Annotated in this window: 18 protein-coding genes; 10 read left to right on the top strand and 8 right to left on the bottom strand. The window is 68.7% G+C overall.

Going from position 1 to position 20,416, the window contains the following annotated elements; genetic code table 11:
- Positions 1–43: 43 nt before the first annotated feature.
- The 5 genes from paaB to LTH96_RS01155 are packed head-to-tail and all read left to right on the top strand — an operon-like array spanning position 44 to position 3,637.
- Positions 44–343 carry a 1,2-phenylacetyl-CoA epoxidase subunit PaaB gene (gene paaB, locus LTH96_RS01175; RefSeq protein ID WP_036474355.1) on the top strand — a complete coding sequence of 100 codons (300 nt, stop codon included), beginning with the start codon at positions 44–46 and terminating at the stop codon, positions 341–343.
- Positions 340–1,167 (top strand): 1,2-phenylacetyl-CoA epoxidase subunit PaaC, encoded by an 828-nt coding sequence (gene paaC, locus LTH96_RS01170; RefSeq protein WP_241463781.1) that lies wholly within the window; start codon positions 340–342, stop codon positions 1,165–1,167. The genes paaB and paaC overlap by 4 nt, the downstream gene beginning before the upstream one ends.
- A gap of 11 nt (positions 1,168–1,178) precedes the next feature.
- Positions 1,179–1,691, top strand: a complete 513-nt coding sequence (paaD, locus tag LTH96_RS01165; protein ID WP_241463780.1) for a 1,2-phenylacetyl-CoA epoxidase subunit PaaD — start codon at positions 1,179–1,181, stop codon at positions 1,689–1,691.
- On the top strand, positions 1,691–2,842 hold the full coding sequence (gene paaE / locus LTH96_RS01160) for a 1,2-phenylacetyl-CoA epoxidase subunit PaaE (RefSeq protein WP_241463779.1): 1,152 nt from the start codon (positions 1,691–1,693) through the stop codon (positions 2,840–2,842). Before paaD ends, paaE begins: the two co-directional genes overlap by 1 nt.
- A 24-nt stretch (positions 2,843–2,866) precedes the next feature.
- A complete protein-coding gene (locus tag LTH96_RS01155; RefSeq protein WP_241463778.1) occupies positions 2,867–3,637 on the top strand; it encodes an enoyl-CoA hydratase/isomerase family protein in 771 nt (256 codons plus the stop codon).
- 17 nt (positions 3,638–3,654) lie between these two features.
- Here the strand turns inward: LTH96_RS01155 and LTH96_RS01150 are convergent, their stop codons facing one another.
- Positions 3,655–4,620, bottom strand: coding sequence for a helix-turn-helix domain-containing protein (locus tag LTH96_RS01150; protein ID WP_241463777.1), 966 nt, complete (start codon positions 4,618–4,620; stop codon positions 3,655–3,657).
- 184 nt (positions 4,621–4,804) lie between these two features.
- On the opposite strand from LTH96_RS01150, the gene LTH96_RS01145 reads away from it, so the two are divergent.
- Positions 4,805–6,379, top strand: a complete 1,575-nt coding sequence (locus tag LTH96_RS01145) for a GMC family oxidoreductase (protein WP_241463776.1) — start codon at positions 4,805–4,807, stop codon at positions 6,377–6,379.
- A 58-nt stretch (positions 6,380–6,437) separates the two neighbouring features.
- A complete protein-coding gene (locus LTH96_RS01140) occupies positions 6,438–7,841 on the top strand; it encodes an aldehyde dehydrogenase family protein (protein WP_370644377.1) in 1,404 nt (467 codons plus the stop codon).
- A gap of 32 nt (positions 7,842–7,873) precedes the next feature.
- On the opposite strand, the gene LTH96_RS01135 is transcribed toward LTH96_RS01140, so the two are convergent.
- From LTH96_RS01135 to LTH96_RS01105, 7 genes are all read right to left on the bottom strand, one after another.
- Complete coding sequence (locus tag LTH96_RS01135; protein ID WP_241463774.1) at positions 7,874–9,184, bottom strand: carboxylesterase family protein; 1,311 nt, start codon at positions 9,182–9,184, stop codon at positions 7,874–7,876.
- A 219-nt stretch (positions 9,185–9,403) separates the two neighbouring features.
- A complete protein-coding gene (locus tag LTH96_RS01130) occupies positions 9,404–10,234 on the bottom strand; it encodes a formylmethanofuran dehydrogenase subunit E family protein (protein ID WP_241463773.1) in 831 nt (276 codons plus the stop codon).
- A gap of 1 nt (position 10,235) precedes the next feature.
- The gene (locus LTH96_RS01125) at positions 10,236–10,592 is read right to left on the bottom strand and encodes a DsrE family protein (protein WP_241463772.1); all 357 of its coding nucleotides are present in this window, start codon (positions 10,590–10,592) and stop codon (positions 10,236–10,238) included.
- Positions 10,593–10,703: 111 nt separating this feature from the next.
- A complete protein-coding gene (locus LTH96_RS01120) occupies positions 10,704–12,293 on the bottom strand; it encodes an LTA synthase family protein (RefSeq protein ID WP_241463771.1) in 1,590 nt (529 codons plus the stop codon).
- Between the two features lie 245 nt (positions 12,294–12,538).
- Positions 12,539–14,647: a phenylacetic acid degradation bifunctional protein PaaZ gene (gene paaZ / locus LTH96_RS01115; protein ID WP_241463770.1), complete on the bottom strand. Its 2,109-nt coding sequence runs from the start codon at positions 14,645–14,647 to the stop codon at positions 12,539–12,541.
- A 162-nt stretch (positions 14,648–14,809) separates the two neighbouring features.
- Positions 14,810–15,826, bottom strand: coding sequence for an MDR family oxidoreductase (locus tag LTH96_RS01110; RefSeq protein ID WP_241463769.1), 1,017 nt, complete (start codon positions 15,824–15,826; stop codon positions 14,810–14,812).
- Complete coding sequence (locus tag LTH96_RS01105) at positions 15,823–16,320, bottom strand: Lrp/AsnC family transcriptional regulator (protein ID WP_241463768.1); 498 nt, start codon at positions 16,318–16,320, stop codon at positions 15,823–15,825. The genes LTH96_RS01110 and LTH96_RS01105 overlap by 4 nt, the downstream gene beginning before the upstream one ends.
- A 185-nt stretch (positions 16,321–16,505) precedes the next feature.
- Between LTH96_RS01105 and pdhA the strand changes: the two genes are divergently transcribed.
- From pdhA to LTH96_RS01090, 3 genes are read left to right on the top strand one after another with little or no spacing between them, the layout of a single operon-like run.
- Positions 16,506–17,690, top strand: a complete 1,185-nt coding sequence (pdhA, locus tag LTH96_RS01100) for a pyruvate dehydrogenase (acetyl-transferring) E1 component subunit alpha (RefSeq protein ID WP_241463767.1) — start codon at positions 16,506–16,508, stop codon at positions 17,688–17,690.
- Positions 17,691–17,693: 3 nt separating this feature from the next.
- A complete protein-coding gene (locus LTH96_RS01095; protein WP_241463766.1) occupies positions 17,694–18,761 on the top strand; it encodes an alpha-ketoacid dehydrogenase subunit beta in 1,068 nt (355 codons plus the stop codon).
- 1 nt (position 18,762) lies between these two features.
- Positions 18,763–20,307, top strand: coding sequence for a dihydrolipoamide acetyltransferase family protein (locus LTH96_RS01090; protein ID WP_241463765.1), 1,545 nt, complete (start codon positions 18,763–18,765; stop codon positions 20,305–20,307).
- Positions 20,308–20,416: the final 109 nt, after the last annotated feature.

Below are 20,416 nucleotides of genomic sequence, written 5' to 3'. Positions count from 1 at the left end.
ACCCGCTGCACCCCCAAGACATCACCGCTAGAAAGGCGAGGCCATGACCTCCAGCGCAGATTCAAGCTCCTGGCCCCTCTGGGAGGTCTTCATCCGGTCCTCACGCGGGCTCTCCCATGTCCACGCAGGCTCGCTGCACGCACCTGATGCCACCATGGCGATCCGCAACGCCCGGGACCTCTACACCCGGCGCAATGAGGGCACCTCGGTGTGGGTCGTGCCGGCCGCGGCGATCATGGCCTCGGACCCCGACTCCAAGGGCGCATATTTCGAGTCCGCCCAGGGCAAGAGCTACCGCCATGCCACGTATTACACCCAGTCCGAAGGGGTGAAGCACCTGTGAGCTTCGCATCGCATGACTCCGCCACCCGCCAGTCCCAGGGCGAGGCGATCACCGCCGAGGAGATCGCCGCCTCCGACGCCAAGGCCGACGACGCCACCGCCAGGTACGCCCTGCTGCTGGGCGACGACGCGCTGATCCTCTCCCAGCGCCTGGGCGCCTGGGTCTCCCGGGCACCCGAGCTTGAGGAAGATGTCGCGCTGGCGAACATCGCCCTGGACCTGCTCGGCCACGCCCGGTTCCTGCTCACCTACGCCGGCACCGCCTGGGGCAAGTCCGAGGATGACCTCGCGTACTTCCGCAGCGAGGAGGAGTTCCGCTCCTGCCGGCTGGTGGAGCAGGAGAACGGCGACTTCGGCAAGACCATCGCCCGGCAGCTGATCTTCAGCTTCTACCAGCACGAGCTCTACAGCCGACTGGTGAACTCCACGGACACCACCCTCGCGGCGATCGCCGCGAAGGCGCTCAAGGAGGTCGACTACCACCAGGATCACGCCGCCCAGTGGATCCTGCGGCTGGGCCTCGGCACCGAGGAGTCCGCCCGGCGAGTCCAGGCAGGCCTGGACTCGGTCTGGTCCTATGTCGAGGAGCTCTTCACCGACGTCGAGCCGATCACCGAGCTCGGCGACATCGCTGTGCTGCCCTCCTCGCTGCGCGAGGCCACGCTGGCCCGGCTGCACCAGGTGATCGAGCAGGCCGGGCTGAGCATCCCCGACATGTCCGGCGCCCACGGCGCCGACCGCTCCGGGCGCCATTCCGAGCAGCGCGGACTGATCCTGGCCGAGATGCAGGTGCTGGCCCGCCAGCACCCCGGGGCCACCTGGTGAGAGGAGCACTCATGGCCGTCATGGGACCCGAATCCGTGACTCTGCCCGCCGATGCCACGGTCTGGGAGATCGCCGCCAGCGTCAATGATCCAGAGATCCCGGTGCTCAGCATCGCGGACCTGGGGATCCTGCGCGAGGCACGGGTGGACGAGGACGGCACCGCCGTCGTCGTCATCACCCCGACCTACTCCGGCTGCCCGGCCATGGACACGATCAACGCCGACGTGAGTGCCGCGCTGCGCCACGCCGGGCACCAGAAGGTGCGTATCGAGACCGTGCTCCATCCGGCGTGGACCACCGACTGGATGACCGAGGAGGGCAAGGTGAAGCTGCGCGAATACGGCATCGCCCCGCCCACCGGCAAGGCAGCCGTAGGACCCATCCGCGTCGGCCTGAGCGTGAAATGCCCCCGCTGTGACTCCCCCAATACTCGTGAGATGACCCGCTTCGGCTCCACCGCATGCAAGGCGCTGTACCAGTGCCGCGACTGCCTGGAGCCCTTCGACCACTTCAAGGTGCACTGATGTCGACGACCACACGCCGCCGCGCGACCTTCTCCACCCTCACCGTCTCCGAGGTGCGCCCGCTCACCGCAGACTCCGTGGAGGTCACCTTCGCCGTGCCCCCGGAGCTGCAGGAGGACTTCGACTACGCGCCGGGCCAGTACGTGGCGCTGCGCACCGAGCTCGAGGGCCAGGAGATCCGCCGCTCCTATTCGATCTGCACCGAGCCGACCCCCGGGGAGATCCGGGTGGCGATCAAGCGCGACATCGGTGGCCTGTTCTCCAACTGGGCCAATGAGTCGCTCAAGCCCGGGGACCAGATGGAGGTGATGAACCCCTCCGGAGCGTTCGTCTCCAAGACTGCGATCACTTCGATGAACAACCCGGCCAAGCTCGCCGAGGAGGCCGTGGCGCTGCGCTCGGATGTGCACCTGGTCGCCTTCGCCGCCGGCTCCGGGATCACCCCGATCATGGCCATCGCCCGTTCGGTGCTGGCCGCCTCGAAGGACTCCACCTTCGACCTGATCTACGCCAACCGCTCCGCCGGGGACGTGATGTTCGCCGAGGAGCTCGGCGATCTCAAGGACCGCTACCCCGCCCGGCTCGCGGTGCATCATGTGCTCAGCCGCGAGCAGCGGATCAACCCGCTGCTCACCGGCCGGATCGACGATGAGAAGCTCAGCGATCTCCTGGACAAGGTGCTGCGCGTGCAGGACACCGACGAATGGTTCCTCTGCGGACCCTTCGAGCTGGTCCAGATGGCGCGCGACTCCCTGGCCGCCCGCGGGGTCGACGAGGGCGACATCCGCTTCGAGCTCTTCACCACCGGACGCCCCGACCGCCCCGAAGGCCAGCAGGGCCGCAAGGTCGAAGCCGACCCGCAGGGTGACAACGTCCAGATCGAGTTCACCCTCGACGGGCTCACCGGCCAGATCGCGTCCCCCGCGGGCTCCGGGGAGACCGTGCTCAACGCCGCGCTGCGCGCCCGGCCCGATGTGCCCTTCGCCTGCGCCGGCGGAGTCTGCGGCACCTGCCGCGCGAAGGTCGTCTCCGGCGACTTCGAAATGGAGGAGAACTTCGCGCTGGAGTCCGACGAGGTCAAGGCCGGATACATCCTGACCTGCCAGACCCGGCCCACCTCCAAGCAGCTCGTCGTCGACTACGACGCCTGAGCGCGTCCCAACCCTGGAGACCCCATGATCAGCCTCACCATCACCGACGACATCGCCGAGATCGTCCTGGACGCCCCGAAGAAGCTCAACTCCCTGGATGAGCAGGCCCTCGATGACCTCGATGCCGCCTACCGGGAGGCTGAAGCTGCGGGCGTGCGCGCCCTGCTGCTGCGTGGCGAGGGCAAGGGGTTCTGCGCCGGCCGGGACATCTCCGACGTGGTGCCCGCCACCGACGACGCGCTCGGCTACCTGCAGGACAAGGTCACCCCGCTGATGCGCCGGATGGCGGCGTTCCCCGCGCCGACCTTCGCCGCCGTGCAGGGCGCCTGCCTCGGGGTGGGACTGGGCCTGGCCGTCGCCACCGACGTGGTCTACGTGGCCGAGAACGCCAAGATCGGCTCACCCTTCGCCGCGCTCGGAGCCACTCTGGACTCCGGCGGACATGCGCTCTTCGTGGAGCGCCTCGGCGCGCACCGGACCCTGGATCTGATCTACACCGCTGACCTGATGTCAGGCGCGGAGGCCGTGACCGCGGGACTCTTCTCCCGCGCCGTGCCGGCCGAGGAGCTCCTCGACTTCACCCGGGCGAAGGTCGCTGTGGCCGCGGCCGGCGCGACCCTGGCCTTCCGCGAATCCAAGGCCCTCGTGGCCGCGGTCCGGGACCAGCGGATCGGCCTCTGGGAATCTCTGAACGAGGAGAACCACGCCCAGGGCCGGCTGTGCGATTCCGCGGACTACACCGAGGGATTCGCCGCCTTCCAGCAGAAGCGGAAGCCGGTCTTCCACGGACGCTGAGTCTCCACAGCCGCTGTTCAGCCGCCGGCGACCTCACGTCGGAACGAACGGGGCGAGACTCCGTATTCCTGCTTGAATGCCCGGCTGAAGCTCGATGCCTCCGGATACCCCCAGCGGGCGGCCACCGCGCTGATCGACCGATGCGCCTGGGAGGGGTCCCCGAGTTCCATCCGGCACCGTTCCAACCTGCGCTGACGGACCCAGTCACTGATGGTGGTGCCCTCCTGGGCGAAAATCCCCTGCAGATAACGGACTGACACGTGCAGCGCGCGCGCCACGGCGCCGACGCCGAGTTCGGGGTCCCCCAGGTGGTCGTCGATATGCCTGACCGCCTCCAGATAGACCACATCGCGAGTCGGCACCTCGGCGGCGGGCCGGAACCGGGAGAGCAGCGTCGCCTGGACCAGCTGCAGCACCGCCGAAGCCGCCCGCGGGTCCGGAGCCATCTCACCCTTCCTCAGCTGATCATCAAGGCTGCCCAGCAGCGAGGACGTCAGCGCACCGAGACCGGCGGACCCGGGGATCCGCTGCGCCACCACGGCGCGGGCCTGCTCGGCCGAGAGCCCCAGGTGCTCCACCGCGATCTGCACCACGAACATCCGGTACGCCCCGCCGAAGACAAGGTCATAGGGACGCCGGGTGTCGTAGACGACCAGATCCCCCGGAGACAGCAGCGCCTCCCGGCCGTCCTGCCTGGTGAGCGAGCTGCCCTGAACCTGCAGCGCAAACTTGAAGACCCCGGGATCCCCCGCGGCGATCGCCTGCCGGCTGCGCCGCACGGTGACCGCATCACCACCCACCCCGGCGACGCTGAGCGACCCCAGCGCCAACCCCGTGAGCGCGCCGTTGAACCGGCTCGGGTCCTCGGTGCTGGCATCCAGCGGCACGAACGCGGTGTTCACCGCGTGTCTCCATGCCTCGAAGCGATCCTGAGGCGGCAGCTGGGTGGGATCGAAGGACACCTGTCCCGTCGTCGTGCTCACCGGATGGGCCTCTTGTTCCTCAGCATCGCTCCAGTCTCCCACCCTGTTGTGACGCGCGCCACAACATGTGCACCTGATGCACAGGTCTGTGCGCCTGCGATCAAGGCGGCACCGTCGTCGGTGACGATGCTGGGAACACTGCCGAAAGAACTGCGCTCCGAGACGCACTGTGATCCAAGGAGAGATGAGCACCGTGAATGAAGCCATGACCACCGACTACGTCGTCATCGGCGCCGGGTCCGCCGGTTCCGTGATCACCCGCAGACTGCTCGACGCCGGCCACAGCGTCCACCTGATCGAGGCCGGCGGCCGTGACGAGGACCCCAACATCCACAGTCCCCAGGGCTGGCCGATGCTGATGCAGGGAACCTCGGACTGGGCGCTGACCACGGTGCCGCAGATCCACGCGAACCACCGCAGCATCGCCTGGCCCCGAGGGAAGGTGCTCGGCGGCTCCGGGTCGCTGAACGGCATGATCTACATCCGCGGCCACCGCTCGGACTACGACAAGTGGGCCGCGGCCGGCTGTGAGGGCTGGGGCTGGGACGACGTGCTGCCGCTGTTCAAGCGTTCCGAGGACCATGAGGACGGAGAATCCGAGTTTCACGGCGCCGGCGGGCCGCTGCACGTGGAGAAGATCATGAATCGCCACGCCAGCTCAGAGGCCTTCGTCCAGGCCGCGGGCGCTGTGGGGATCTCCGAGACCCAGGACTTCAACGGCGCACAGATGTCCGGCGCCGGGTTCAACCACACCACCACCAAGGACGGGAAGCGGCACAGCCCCTGGCGCGCCTTCATGCATCCGATCCTCGGCCACGAGCGGCTCACCCTCACCACCGATGCGCTGGTGCACCGGATCACCGTGGAAGCCGGTCGCGCCACCGGCGTGGAGTACAGCACCGGGACCGGGACGCACACCGCGCATGCCTCGGCGGAGATCGTGCTCTGCGGAGGGGCGATCGGCTCCCCCAGCATCCTGCAGCGCTCCGGCATCGGTGATCCCACCGACCTGCGCCAGGCCGGGATCGACACGGTTCTTCAGCTTCCCGGAGTGGGCAAGAACCTGCACGACCATGTCCTGGCCAGCGTCATCTATGAGGCGCCGGAGCCCCTGGCCGAGGGGCGGCACAATCTGCTCGAGGCCCAGCTCTTCGCACACAGTCGGCAGACCGAGGAGGAGGCGCCGGACATCCAGCCGCTCTTCATGCACTTCCCCTACCCCACCGACGGCGGTGCGGTCCCCGCCGCAGGGTTCACCGTCAACGCCGGAATCGTGCGCCCGCTCTCGCGCGGCACGCTGCGGGTGACCAGCACGGACCCTCGGCTCGCTCCGCTGCTGGACCCCAACCTGCTGGCCGAGGAGTATGACCTCGAGGCGCTCTGTGACGCCATCGAACTGTGCCGGGAGATCGGCGCCCAGGACGCGCTCGCCCCCTACCGCAGGGCGGAGTTCAATCCTTCGGCCCCGCTTGAGACCCGCGACCAGGTGCGCGCACACGCCCGGGCGATGGCCGGCACCTATCACCACCAGGCGGGCACCTGCCGGATGGGCATCGATGACCACTCGGTGGTGGATCCGCAGCTCCGCGTGCGCGGCGTCGCCGGGCTGCGCGTGGCCGACGCCTCGATCATGCCGGCACTGCCCAGCGGCAACACCAACGCCCCCTCGATCATGATCGGCGAGAAGGCGGCTGACCTGCTGCTGGGCCGCAGAGCCGATCTGACCCCAGCACAGCTGACCACAGCCGACCACGGCTGACCTCGGCCGCCCTGACGACCTGACGACCTGACGACCTGACGACACCACCAAGGAGAACATCATGACCACCACCACGCTGCTCGAGGAGATCACAACCTCCGAGGGCCAAGAGATCCACGACCCCGCCACCGGTGAGCTCATCGGCCATGCCCCGCTCACCTCCGCCGCAGACCTCGACGACGCCGTCGCCCGTGCCCTGCACGCCCAGGTCTCGTGGGCCGCGACCCCGGACGGGGAACGGCAGGCCGCGCTGCATGCCGCAGCGGACGCGGTGGAGGCCCACGCCGAGGAGCTCGCCCAGCTGCTCTCCCGGGAGCAGGGAAAGCCGCTGAACGGACCCAACGCCCGCTTCGAGGTCGGCGCCTGCGTGGCCTGGCTGCGCACCGCCGCGTCGATCCCGGTGGAGCCCGAGGTGCTCGTCGATGATGAGTCCGGCTATGCGGAGCTGCACTATCGTCCGCTCGGCGTCGTCGGGGCCATCGGTCCGTGGAACTGGCCGATGATGATCTCGATCTGGCAGATCGCGCCGAGCCTGCGGATGGGCAACACCGTGGTGATCAAACCCTCGGAGTACACCCCGCTGAGCGTGCTGGCCCTGGTCAAGGTGCTCAACTCCGCGCTGCCGGCCGATGTGCTGATCGCGGTCCCGGGTGACGGTTCGCTGGGCAGGAAGCTCACCGAGCATGCAGATATCGCGAAGATCATGTTCACCGGCTCGGCGACCACCGGCAAGGCGATCGTCAAGACCGCCGCGGACACCATGAAGCGGATGACGATGGAGCTCGGCGGCAACGACGCTGGGATCGTGCTGGACGACGCCGACCCGCAGGCCATCGCCGAGGACCTCTTCTGGGGCGCGTTCATCAACACCGGGCAGACCTGCGCGGCGCTGAAGCGGCTCTACGTGCCGGATTCCATCTACGACGAGGTCTGCCATGCGTTGACCGAGGTGGCGGCCAAGATGCCGATGGGCATCGGCCTCGAGGAGCAGAACGTGCTCGGGCCGCTGCAGAACGCGAAGCAGCGTGACATCGTCGCCCGGCTGGTGGACGCTGCGAAGGACTCCGGCGCCCGCGTGCTGATCGGGGCAGATCCCGACGAAGACGCCCCGGGCTTCTTCTATCCCGCCACCCTGGTGGCCGACATCGATCCGCAGAACCCGCTGGTGATCGAGGAGCAGTTCGGTCCGGCGCTGCCGATCATCCGCTACACCGATCTGGAGCAGGCGATCGCGTGGGCGAACGGCCTCGAGGTCGGGCTGGGCTCCTCGGTCTGGTCCTCGAACCCCGAACGCGCCACCGAGGTGGCCGCCCGGATCGAGGCGGGCACCACCTGGATCAACAAGCACGGCGCCATCGATCCGCGGGTGCCCTTCGGCGGCGCCAAGCAGTCAGGCTTCGGCCTGGAGTTCGGCCTGCAGGGACTCAAGGAGGTCGCCCAGCCGCATGTGATCAGCCGCTGAGCGCACCGGCCGGGTCTTGCCGTTCGCAGCCGTCACACCGGGACGCCGGGGATGCGGCCCCTGGCTGGCAGTTCCGCACCCCGAGCAAACCCAGCCCAGAGCGCCCGGACGGCCGTGCCTGCTTCATCGAGCTCCTCCCAGGACGCTCCCTGCAGCAGCTTCAGCCCTTCGGTGTTCGCCGGAGTTCCGAAGAGCAGCGCCACATCGATCCCGTGTGCCGAGCGATAGAAGTTGTCGGGCGCAGCCCAGTCGAAGATGAAGTAGTGCGATCGGCCTCCGGCACGACGGTGACGCCTGACGAAGGAGCGGATGCCCCTGACGTAGACCTGCCTGGTCGCAAGCCGGCTCAGCAGCGTCGTCGCGCCCGAACCGAGCAGCGGAATCCCGCGAAGCCATTTCACCGGATGCGCGACCGGTATGAACAGCCTCGTCTCGTCTGCGGTGTGCGTGATCATGATGTCGATGTGCGGAGCGACTGCGTCCCAGGCCTGATCGATCTGGGATTCCTCAGGCAGCGGCCAGACTCCGTACTGGGTCCCGAAGGGCATGAGTCCGCGCAGACCGAACGGGGCGGCCGCTGCCCGCGCCTTCTCCTGGACGCGCAGCACCTCCTTGACCGGGGCGTCTGCAGGCAGGGAGGAACCGGCAGCGGCCATGGCTGCCGTCATCTTGTGTCGTCCCCGTGAGATCCCCAGCGGCGGACTCTGCATGATGGCCCGGCGGAAGAGCTCTGACGCTCTCGGTGTGGCCATCAGATGAGCGATGGCGTCGCCTCCGGCGGACTGGCCGAAGAGGGTGACCCCGTCCGGGTCGCCGCCGAAGGCGCCGATGTTGCGCTGCACCCATTCCAGCGCGCTGAGCTGATCCAGCAGACCGAGGTTGGCAGGCCGACCCTCGCCGCCGAGATATCCGAAGGCTCCGAGACGGTACGTCACGGAGACGACGACGACGCGCTGTTCACTCACCAGGGCACTCGGGTCGTAGATCGGCGCGTCTCCTGCACCTGAGATATAGGACCCGCCGTGGATCCACACCATGACCGGCAGGAGCTCTCCCTGCTGCCGGTTCTCCGGTGTCGTGACCGTGAGATTCTGGCAGTGCTCGTCCTGGGGAAGCCTTCCGGTCTGGCTCCCCATCACCGGTTCCAGTTCTCTGATCCGCCACTGCGGGCAGGCCGGTGCTGGATCGAGTGCGGAGTACGGCTCAGACCAGTCATCCACGGGCTGCGGCGGCTGGAATCGCTGGGCCCGTGCGTAGGGAATGCCAGATGCCTTGAGGACCGGCCCGACGCGCTGTCCGATGACCGGGCCGCACGGAGGGGTGAAACGCTGCTCGGATCTCATGCACGGCCCATCTGCTCGACGATATGTCCTCCCAGTGAACCACTGCCTTCTCGCGCTGGGCGTCGGCCTCGGGCTGGGCAGCAGCTCGACGCGGCCGGGACTCTCCTCGGTGACGACACGGACCTCATAGCTGATCTCGGTGAACTCAGGCGGGCTGTCCCGCCGGCGGGCCTGGCAGCCCGGACGGCTGTTCGGCGCCCCAGTGGGCGTCGATCGGGATCAGCCGGCCGGCGGTCCCTGAAGATACCGCGCGGCCCAAGGCTCAGGAACGTCTGCGGGAATGCTGGGGCTCGGGAGATCGGTCCGCTCTCCATAGGGACTGCGGAACCGCGAAGACGGCGGAACGTCTCGGTTCGCGACGTCGGTGCGTCGCGCTTCCAAGAGCGGGGCGGGAAGCGCGGCATCGCGGAGTCTACGAACCTTGTAGTGCTCGGACGGTCGACTCGGCAGCAGCGCGGTGCGCACCCAGTTCCATTGCACAGCTTCATTGACCGCCACAAGGTCCGCCTTCTCAGCAATGCTGAGTGTTCCATTCTCGGTGAGCGTGTCGTCGAGCAGGGCCGCTTCCCAATCTGCGATCAACGGCGGAAAGAAGCCGGGCTCCTCTTGCACTTCCCAGGCGTCACCGGTGGAGAGCTGCTTGACCACGAATCGCACCCCGAAGGAATCGTCGAGCAGATGCGTGCCGTACCTGACCCGACCACCGGTCAGGTACGCGGCGATGTCACCCAGGCATGGGCTGTTCTTCGAGACGACCAGAAGGTCGGTGCGGTCGATGACCCCTCCTGGGAATGCGTCGAGGACCAGTGCGGCGAAGGCGTATGCACCCCGAAGCAGCCCGTCACAGGCATGGCCGTGGAAGAGGATCAGATCTGCGAGGGTGACCTTCTTGGCGCGAGATTCGATCCGACCCTGCGCGGACCTGGTATCCAGAACCTGGAACCCCGGCAGCTCGGTCGCTTCTCGCAGCCACGACGGGACTTCCCAGTGCGATTCCTCTCGCTCTTCGTGGGACGCCTCCTCACCTGCGTCATCAATCGGTGTCGTCATGTCAGAAGCTGATCACCGCCGCACCTTCGAGGGCGTAGCGGACAAAGGCGTCGCGTGCGTATTCAAGAGTCACCCCGCGCGAGATGAGCGCCTCGGCCGTACCGACGGCGTTCGCCGCGTTCAGGCAGGCATGCACTTCGACGCCGTCTCGAGTGAGTGCCTCGATCTGGTGCCGGTAGCCTGCTCGGACCGGGTCGTCGCTCTCCTCGGTCAGGGCGGCCTGCGCGGGACCGAAGCAGAAGACCTCGAGCTCCACGCCCTGGCCTTCGGCGACCTGGCGGATCCTCTCCGCTACATGGGAACCAGCCTCGAGTGAACTGTTGTCGTCATGGAACAGGAAGATCACGGTCTTTGCCATGGGGCCATCATCCTCGATCTCACCCGGGATCGCGCCCCTTCCCGACCGGCACCCAGAAACACACCGAGACCTCATTACGCTCGACCAGCCGGGTCAGTCCCTTGCGCCGGGTCAGTCCAGTGTGCCGGGTGAGCCGGGTGTGGCGGCGTCGTCCCACGCCTCGGAGTAGAACTCCGAGGAACGCGACCTCAGCAGCTCGGAATACACCGCCGGGGACAGCGACTGCGCTGAATCCTCTGGCACCTGGGAGGAGAACGCGGACACCCCCACCCCGGCCTGACCATCGGAGAGGGTCAGGCCGGCGACCTCCAGAAGCGTGGGGTACATGCTCAGCTGGTCCACGCCCTTGCGCAGCGTGGCGTCCGCCCCTCCGCCTGGAATCCAGATCCGGTTGAAGATGCTGCGGTCCGGGTGGTCTTCGAGCTGCTCCTGGAAGGCGTCGCCGGTGTTGACCGGCTTGAGGTGGTCGCCCATGATCACCACGGCGGTGTCCTCGAGGTATCCCTGCTCCTCCATGTGTTCCACGAATCCCGCCACCTGCGCCATGGAGCAGGAGAACACTGAGGTGGCCTGGTCCTGCGTGTCCACGTCGCAGTAGTCGAACACGTGGACCGGTTCATGGGTGTCCAGGGTCAGCACTGAGAGGTTGAACGGCGCCCCGGTCCGCACGGAATCCGCATGGAGCTCATCGAGCTCGTCCTTGGCCCGGGCCATCAGGCGCTGGTCACTCAGGCCCCAGTCGCTGCGGAAGCTGCTCGCCGATTCGCCGGCGGCCCGCCAGTCGGCGAGACCCTTGATCTGCGTGTAGCCGTGGCTGGCCAGAAAGTTGTCCTTCTCGGCGAAGGAGGAGCTGGCGCCGCCCAGGAAGACATTGGTGTATCCGTGATCGTCCAAGACATCACCCAGGCAGGTCGTTCCACCCAGGTAGGCCTCATCGCCCTCGCGAAGCTCACCGAGCGCGCCGCTGCTCGCGGCAGAGGTGGCGCCCGCCAGCGGGATGCCGCACTGGGTCGAGGTGAGACCGGACATGGTCCAGCCGCCGCCCTCGTACTGCCGGAGATCTTCCACGCTCTGCCAGCCCGCGTCAGCCGCGGTCACGTCCTTGAGCGGGGCGAACGCATCCTTCTCGAAGAGCGCCTCATCTTCGAGCGTGGCCTCGCCGGCCTCAAGGTAGATCAGCACCACGTTGCGCTTCTGCTCGTCGCCGGTGATGCGCGGCTGAAGGTAGTGGTCGCTGAGGTCGTACTCGGAGTTCCCCGCATTGATGTGGTCAGCGAGGCCCACCGCTGTGGCGAAGGAGGCAGTCCCGAGGACCACTGTTGAAGCGGCCGCCGCACTCGCGACGGCGCGCATCAGCCACGGCGAGCGCCAGGCTCGGTCGTGATCCCCGCGCAACCGGCGTATGCGGCGTCGGAATCGCACCGACAGCGCGATCCCGGCGGTGATCACCAGCGGGAGGACTCCGATGCCCAGGACGCCGACCCAGACCAGGGCTCCACCTCCACCGTCGGTCTCCACGGAGACCAGGTTCAGCAGCACCTGGCCCACGGTGATCTCTCCCCAGAGGAGGCGGATCATGGCTGCGGCGATCAGCAGGGCGAGCCCGATCCAGACCAGCAGAAAGAGCGTGATTCGGCCGAGGATCGCGCCAGACCGCCGGGCCACGTGGGGAATCCGGGCGCGCGCAGGGTCATTTGGCATTGCCGCTGCCACCATGTGCGCCCCTTGCCTGACCTCGAGCCCACTCAGGGGCGATGAAAACTCAGCCCCTTACGCTACGCGCCGTTCCCGAGGAGAGCCTGGAGGTCGGACACGGCAGAGGGCGGAGCCGAGGTTCTCCCCCGGCCCCGCCCCTTCACTGCTCGAGCATGTGCCTGCGTGCGCCTGAGGTCTGCGGGCGTCAGGCCCGCGCAGCCGACGTCAGCCGACGTCAGCCGACGACGGCGTCACACCCACTCGGGCTTGTTCTGCTTCGCCACCCGGGTCAGCACGTCATAGGTCGCGACGATCTCATCGTGCTGGTTGTGCAGCACGGTGTCCCAGCGGACCTCGCCATAGTCGTCGGTCTCGCGCGGGATGATCTGCTTCGCGGTCAGCGTCACGCGGATCGAGTCGTCGTAGGTCACCGGGGTCTGGAAGGAGAGGTTCTCCAGGCCGGTGTTCGCCAGCACCGGCCCCGGAGCCGGCTCCACGAAGAGTCCGGCAGCCCAGGCCACCAGCAGGTACCCGTGGGCCACTCGGCGCGGGAAGAACGGGTTCGCCGTCGCCGCCTCCTCGTTGGTGTGGGCGTAGAAGGTGTCCCCGGTGGACTCGGCGAAGGAGGTGATGTCCTCCAACGCCACGGTGCGCAGCCCCGAGGCGAACTGGTCCCCGATGCGCAGCTCGGTCAGGGATTTGCGGAACGGGTGCACGGCGGTGCCGTCGGCCACCGTCTCAGGGGTCGCGGTGATGGCCTTGGCGCCACGGTGCCAGACCCCGGTCACCCCGGTGAGCAGGTCCGGGGAGCCCTGGACGGCGGTGCGCTGCATGTAGTGCTTGACCGCGCGGATCCCACCGAGCTCCTCGCCGCCGCCGGCCCGTCCGGGGCCGCCGTGGACCAGGTGGGGCAGCGGAGAGCCGTGACCGGTGGAGGTCTTGGCGTCGTCGCGGTCCAGGAAGAGCACGCGCCCATGGTGGGAGGCGATGCCGCGGGTGAACTCGGCGGCGATCTCCGGGTCATGGGTGCAGACGGTGGCGACGAGGGACCCGCCGCCGAGGGCGGCGAGGTCCACGGCGTCGTCGATGTCGGCGTAGCCCAGCACCGAGGTGACCGGACCGAAGGCCTCCACCGAGTGCACCTCAGGGGTGCGGGCCTCGGCGAAGGAGAGCACGGTGGCCGGGAAGTACGCGCCGAGCGCGGCATCGGCCGAGCCGGTGCCGGACTCCGGGCCCCCCACCCGCACTGCGCCGCCGGCGCTGACCAGTGTGTCCACCGCACGGGCGACCTCGTCGCGCTGATCGGTGGAGGCCAGCGGGCCCATCGTGGTGTCGGCGTCACGCGGGTCTCCCAGGACCACGCGGGAGTCCAGCCGCTTCCGCAGCGCCTCGACCACCGGGTCCACCTGGGCCGAGGGCACGATGACGCGGCGGATCGCGGTGCACTTCTGGCCGGTCTTCGCGGTCATCTCCAGGGCCACCGACTTGATGAAGGCGTCGAACTCGACCGTGTCCGGGCCGGCGTCGGGACCCAGGATGGCGGCGTTGAGCGAATCGGTCTCCGCGGTGAAGCGCACACCCTGGTTGGCCACGTTGTCATGGGAGCGCAGCAGCTGCGCGGTGTTAGCCGAGCCGGTGAAGGCCACGTGGTCGCGGTGATCCAGGTGGTCCAGCAGGTCCCGGGCGGAGCCGGAGATCAGCTGCAGCGCACCGGTGGGGATCAGCCCCGAGTCGATCATCAGCCGCACACAGGCCTGGGTGACGTAGGCGGTCTGCGAGGCGGGCTTCACGATGGTGGGCACCCCGGCGATGAAGCTCGGGGCGAACTTCTCCAGCATCCCCCAGACCGGGAAGTTGAAGGCGTTGATCTGCACGGCCACCCCGGTGAGCCGGGTGTAGATGTGCTCACCGAGGAAGGAGCCGTCGCGGGAGAGCTGCTCCACCTGCCCGTCGACGATGACGTTGGCGTTGGGCAGCTCCTTCCGACCCTTCGAGGAGAAGGTGCGGATGGTGCCGATGCCGCCGTCCACGTCGATCAGGTGGTCACGCCGGGTGGAGCCGGTGCGGTCGGAGAGCTCGTAGAGCTCCTCGCGGTGCTCGTGGAGGTAGGCCGCCAGGTGCTTCAGCCGCAGTGCGCGCTGGTGGATGGTCAGCTGCCCCAGGCTCTCCTGGCCGACCGAGCGGGCGTGGGCGACGGCGGCGGAGGTGTCCAGTCCCTCGGTGGAGACCAGGCAGACCGGCTCAGAGGTGGAGGCGTCAAGGATCTCGCTGACCTTGCTCGGGGCCTCCGGGGTCCACCAGGAGTCCTGGATGTAGCTGGGCAGGAGACGGGGAGCCGCAGATGTGTCAGTGGCAGCCATGGGGTCCTCTCAACGACAGGTAGAACTGACCGAACGGTCGGTAATTGACCCCATCCTAGCCCGGGAGGCGAGAATGTGACACCCCGCACAGAATCCGCCGCGCCACGTCCGCTGCTCCAGCTCAGCTCGCCGACTCAGCTCCCCAGGTTCACCGCTGCAGCTTCATCCCTTCACCTTCACCACCGTGCGGCCGCGGACCTGGCCGGCGAGGATCTGCTCGGCCTGCTCGAAGACCCCGTCCAGCGGGATCTCCTGGGTCATCTCATCGAGCAGCTCCAGGGGCAGGTCGCTGGCCAGTCGGGCCCACGCCTGTGAACGCAGCTCAGGCGACGCGGTCACGGAGTTGATCCCGGCGAGGGTGACCCCGCGCAGGATGAAGGGCATCACGGTGGTGGGCAGGTCGACGCCCTGGGCCAGCCCGCAGCTGGCGACGGTCCCGTCGTCGTCGGTCTGCGAGAGGATGTTCGCCAGGGTGGCCGAGCCGGCGGAGTCGATCCCACCCGCCCAGCGGCGCTTCTGCAGCGCAGACCCTGCCTCGGCGAAGTCCTGGCGGTCCAGCAGCTCGGAGGCGCCGAGGTGGCGCAGATACTCGCCCTGCTCATGGACCCGGCCGGTCACCGCGGTGACCTTATAGCCGAGCTGGTTGAGCACCGCGATCGCCACCGAGCCGACCCCTCCAGCCGCCCCGCTGACGACGACGGCGCCCGACTCGGGCCGCACTCCGCCGCGCTCCAGCGCGAGCACCGCGAGCATCGCGGTGAACCCTGCGGTTCCGATCGCCGCGGCCCGCCGTGGGCTCAGCCCCGCGGGGAGTTTGACCAGGTATTTCGCGGAGACCCGGGCTCGCTCGGCCAGGCCGCCGTGGGCCGCCTCGCCGATCCCGCCGCCGGTGAGCACCACGACGTCGCCCGGGCTGAACTGCGGATCGGCGGAGGCGGTGACCTCGCCGACCAGGTCGATGCCCGGGATCAGCGGGGAGGTCCGCGCCACCCCGGGCTTGCCGGCCAGGGCGAGGCCGTCCTTGTAGTTGATCCCGGAGTAGTGGACAGCGATGTCCACCGGGGCGTCTCCCCCGGCGCCGTCGAGGTAGTCCTCGGGAAGGTCCTGCAAGGTCGCCTGGTGATCCTGAACGCGTCCGCGCTCCAGTGTCTGTTCGATCAGGGCTGCTCGAAAGGTCATGAAGGTCTCCTTGGCATCGGGTGCTCGTATTGGGTGTGGTCGTCGAAGATCAGGGCGGTCTGGGAGGACTGTACGCAGGCCAGCGACTGGATCCGCTCGAAGACCACGCGGCGCAGCTCCTCCACGGTGCGGGTGCGCACCAGCAGCACCGCGTCGTACTGTCCGCCGACCAGCGCCAGATGCCGCACCGCGGGCTCATCGGCGAGCGCCCCGCGCAGCACCTCCCAGTCATCCTGCTTCAGGGTGAGAAAGACGTAGGCCGCCGTGGACATCCCGGCCGCCCGAGGATCGATCACCGCGGTATAGCCCTGCAGCACTCCGGCGGCGCGCAGCCGGGAGATCCGCTCATAGGCGTTGGCCCGGGACAGGTGCAGCCCGGAGGCCAGGGCGCTCACCGATTGGCGGGCATCCTGACTCAGCGCATGCAGGATCCGGTGGTCCACGGAGTCCAGCGAGATCTGACCTCTCGCCGCCTCGTCTCGTTCATCGCCCATAGCTCTGGACGATACCAGCCGTGGCGCACCCCACACGAGCAGTTCGTCCAGCCCCGGGGACCCCCGGGCGGACGCCGTCTTGGATGTGTCTGCGCAGTGGTCACGCGCAGGCGAGCTGGGTGACACTCGTACCAAGAGTGTGATGCACGACACCTGCACGAGAGACTTTTTTAGGAGGACTCGCGATGACCAGCGAGACACGGGACGGGACCCCGATCCAGGGCTCCCACATCAAGGAGACGAGCAGCAGCTTCGGGATCACCCCGGAGCAGTACATGCTCCCGGCCGCCCAGCAGATCCGGATGCTCGGACCCGACGGGCAGCTGATCGCCGAGGAGGCCCAGGGCACCAGCCCCGGGCACGAATACCCGATCCCCGAGGACGACGCCCTGCTGGCCGCCTACGAGGCGCTGGTGGTGGGCCGCCGGGTCAATGACCAGAACTATGCCCTGGTCCGCCAGGGCCGGCTCGCCGTCTACCCCTCCTCCCACGGCCAGGAGGCATGCCAGGTCGGTGCCGCCCTTGCACTGGGCACCGGAGACTGGATGTTCCCCACCTACCGCGACACCGTCGCCACGATCACCCGCGGGGTGGACCCGCTGGAGGTCATGGTCTCCTTCCGCGGCGACTGGCACTGCGGCTATGACCCGCTGGACTACAAGATCTCTGCCATGTCGACGCCGCTGACCACCCAGCTGCTCCACGCCGTCGGCGTGGCCCACGCGGCGAAGCTGCGCGGCGAGGACACCGTGGTGCTCGCGATGTGCGGCGACGGCGCCACCAGCGAGGGCGACTTCCACGAGGCGCTGAACTTCGCCGCGGTCTTCGAGGTCCCGGTGGTGTTCTTCGTGCAGAACAACGGCTACGCCATCTCGGTGCCGCTCTCGGCGCAGACCGCTGCGCCTTCGCTGGCGCACAAGGCCATCGGCTACGGCATGGCCGGGGAGCAGGTGGACGGCAACGACATGGTGGCCGTGCTGGCCACGCTGCGCCGCGCCGTCGAGCTGGCCCGGAAGAACTCGATGCCGCTGCTGCTCGAAGCCATCACCTATCGGATGCAGGCCCACACCAACGCCGACGACGACTCCCGCTACCGCGAGTCCGCCGAGGTCGAGCAGTGGAAGCAGCGTGACCCGCTGCTGCGCATGCGCACCTTCCTCACCGAGCGCGGGGTCCTCGACTCCGACGCCGAGACCCGGATCAGCGGGAAGGCCGAGGAGGTCGCGGCCGCACTGCGTCTGGCCATGACCACCGAACCGGACATGGACCCGCTGGAGATCTTCGACCACGTCTATGCCGCCCCGACCGCCCAGCTGCGCGAACAGCGCGCCAAGCTGGCCGATGAGCTCGAGCGAAGCCAGGAGGGCTGACCCATGGCCACTGCCACCACCCCCGCGCCGGCCGGCGCCACCACCAAGCCCACCACCTTCGCCGCAGCGCTGAACACCGCGATGTCCGACGCCATGGAGGGCGACCGCTCGGTCTGCGTCTTCGGCGAGGACGTCGGCACACTCGGCGGAGTCTTCCGGATCACCGACGGGCTGACCCAGCGCTTCGGCGCGAACCGCTGCTTCGACACCCCGCTGGCCGAATCAGGCATCGCCGGCATGGCCATGGGCATGGCGATCAACGGGATGCGCCCGGTGATCGAGATGCAGTTCGACGCCTTCGCCTACCCGGCGCTGGAGCAGATCTTCAGCCACATCGCCAAGACCGCCAACCGGTCCCGCGGGCGGGTCCGCCTGCCCATGGTCATCCGGATCCCCTACGGCGGCGGAGTCGGCGGCGTGGAGCACCACTGCGACTCCTCCGAGGCCTACTACGCGCACACCCCGGGGCTGAAGATCTACACCCCGGCCACGGTCAGCGACGCCTACCTGATGCTGCGCGAGGCCATCGACTCCCCGGACCCGGTGATCTTCTTCGAGCCGAAGAAGCTCTACTGGACCAAGGAGGCCGTCGACCTCAGCGCACTGCGCACCCAGTACGAGGCCGCTGCGAACGATGAGTCCGCACCGGCGGCCGGGGTCGGGGCTGAAGGCCGCGCCGTCGTCGTCCGTGAGGGCACCGACGTCTCATTGATCAGCTACGGGCCCAGTGTGTCCACCGCGCTGAAGGCCGCCGCGGCCGCCGCCGAGGACGGGATCTCTGCGGAGGTCCTGGACCTGCGCAGCATCGTGCCCTTCGACGACGCCGCCTTGGAGGCCACGGTGACCAAGACCGGTCGCGCAGTGGTGATCGCCGAGGCGCAGGGCTTCGTCTCGGTGGCCGCCGAGATCGTGGCCCGGATCCAGGAGCGCAGCTTCCATTCACTGTCCTCCCCGGTCAAGCGGGTCACCGGGTTCGACATTCCATATCCATCGCCGAAGCTAGAGGAGCACCACCTGCCCAGCGTGGACCGCATCCTGGACGCGCTCGACGAGCTGCAGTGGGAGGACTGAGATGACCACTTTCAACCTGCCCGACCTGGGCGAAGGACTGACCGAGGCCACGCTGCTGAGCTGGCTGGTGGCCGAGGGCGAGACGATCGTGGTGGATCAGCCCATCGCCGAGGTCGAGACCGCCAAGTCCGCCATCGAGGTGCCCACCCCCTACGCCGGAGTGGTCACCAAGCTCCACGGCGCCGTGGGCGAGACCCTGATCGTGGACGAACCGCTGATCAGCGTGGGTGCCGAGGGTGAAGCCGGAAGCGGATCCGCCGCGGATGACTCCGCCGGCGCCGGAGCAGACGGCGCCGCCAACGGCTCCTCCGCGGGAGCACTGAGCTACCGCGAGGAGGAGCGCGCCGGCACGATGCCCGCCACCGGAGCGGCCACGGCCCCCGAATCCGCCGCTGACTCCGCGGAGGATGAAGGATCGGGCAATGTCCTGATCGGCTACGGCACCTCCACCTCGAAGAGCAGCGGGCGACGCCGCCGACGCAACGGCGCCTCCCGCCCGGCAGCCGCCGGCGGTGCCGCCTCCCCGGCGAGCGACGCTCCAGCCGTCACAGCTCCAGCGCAGAAGGCCCCTCGGGTGTCCTCGCCACTGGTGCGCCGACTGGCTCGCGAGCATGCCCTCACCCTGGGCGAGCTCACGGGCACCGGTCCGGAGGGGATGATCCTGCGCGCCGACGTGCTCGCCGCGATCGACTCCTCCGCCCAGGCAGCCCCTGCCTCCGCCGAGGCGGTCAGCTCTGCGCCTGCCTCGGCATCTGCGTCCGGTCCCACACAGCCCTCCGCGGGCTCGTCGAAGACCGGCGCACCCGCAGCGGCACCGGCACCGGGTGGCCTCGAGGTCCGCGAACGCGTCCCGATGTCGGGGATGCGCAAGGCTGTGGCCACCACTCTGACCCGTTCGCGCCGAGAGATCCCGGAGGCCACAGTCTGGCAGGACGTGGACATGACCGAGGTCCTCGCGCTGCGCTCCCGACTCAAGGCGCAGGCCGCCAAGGACGGCACCACCGCGCCGTCGCTGCTGGCGCTGCTCAGCCGGTTCGTGCTGGCCGGGCTCTCCCGCTATCCGGACCTGGCCACCAGGCTCGAGGACACGGCAGACGGCACCCAGGAGATCGTGCACTACGACGGCGTGAACCTGGGCTTCGCGGCCCAGACACCGGCAGGGCTGGTGGTTCCGGTGATCCGGCACGCCGAGCGGCTCTCCGCCCGGGCGCTGCACGGGGAGATCTCACGGCTGGTCGGTGAGGCCCGCGAGGGCAAGATCTCGGGCAAGGAGCTCACCGGAGGCACCTTCACGGTGAACAACTACGGGGTCTTCGGCTCCGACGGCGCCACCCCGATCATCAACCACCCCGAGGTCGGAATCCTCGGCATCGGCCGGATCCTTGACCGCGCCTGGGCGGTGAACGGGGAGCTCGCAGTCCGCAAGGTCGCCACCTTGACCATCGCCTTCGATCACCGGGTGTGCGACGGCGGCACCGCCGGCGGGTTCCTGAACTTCGTGGCCACCTGCTTGGAGGACCCGTCCTCCGCGCTGGCGGATCTCTGAGGATCAATAGGCTGCACCATTGAGGGATGAGCAGAACGGGCCGGGGCCGACAACAGATGTCGGCCCCGGCCTCTTCCCTAGACTGGACCCTTCCCCGCGAGAAGGAGAC

Source organism: Nesterenkonia sp. LB17 (assembly GCF_022565915.1).
Classification (GTDB): Bacteria; Actinomycetota; Actinomycetes; order Actinomycetales; family Micrococcaceae; genus Nesterenkonia.
The sequence above is the reverse complement of the archived record's forward strand: the minus strand, read 5'-3'. Positions and strand labels throughout refer to the sequence as shown.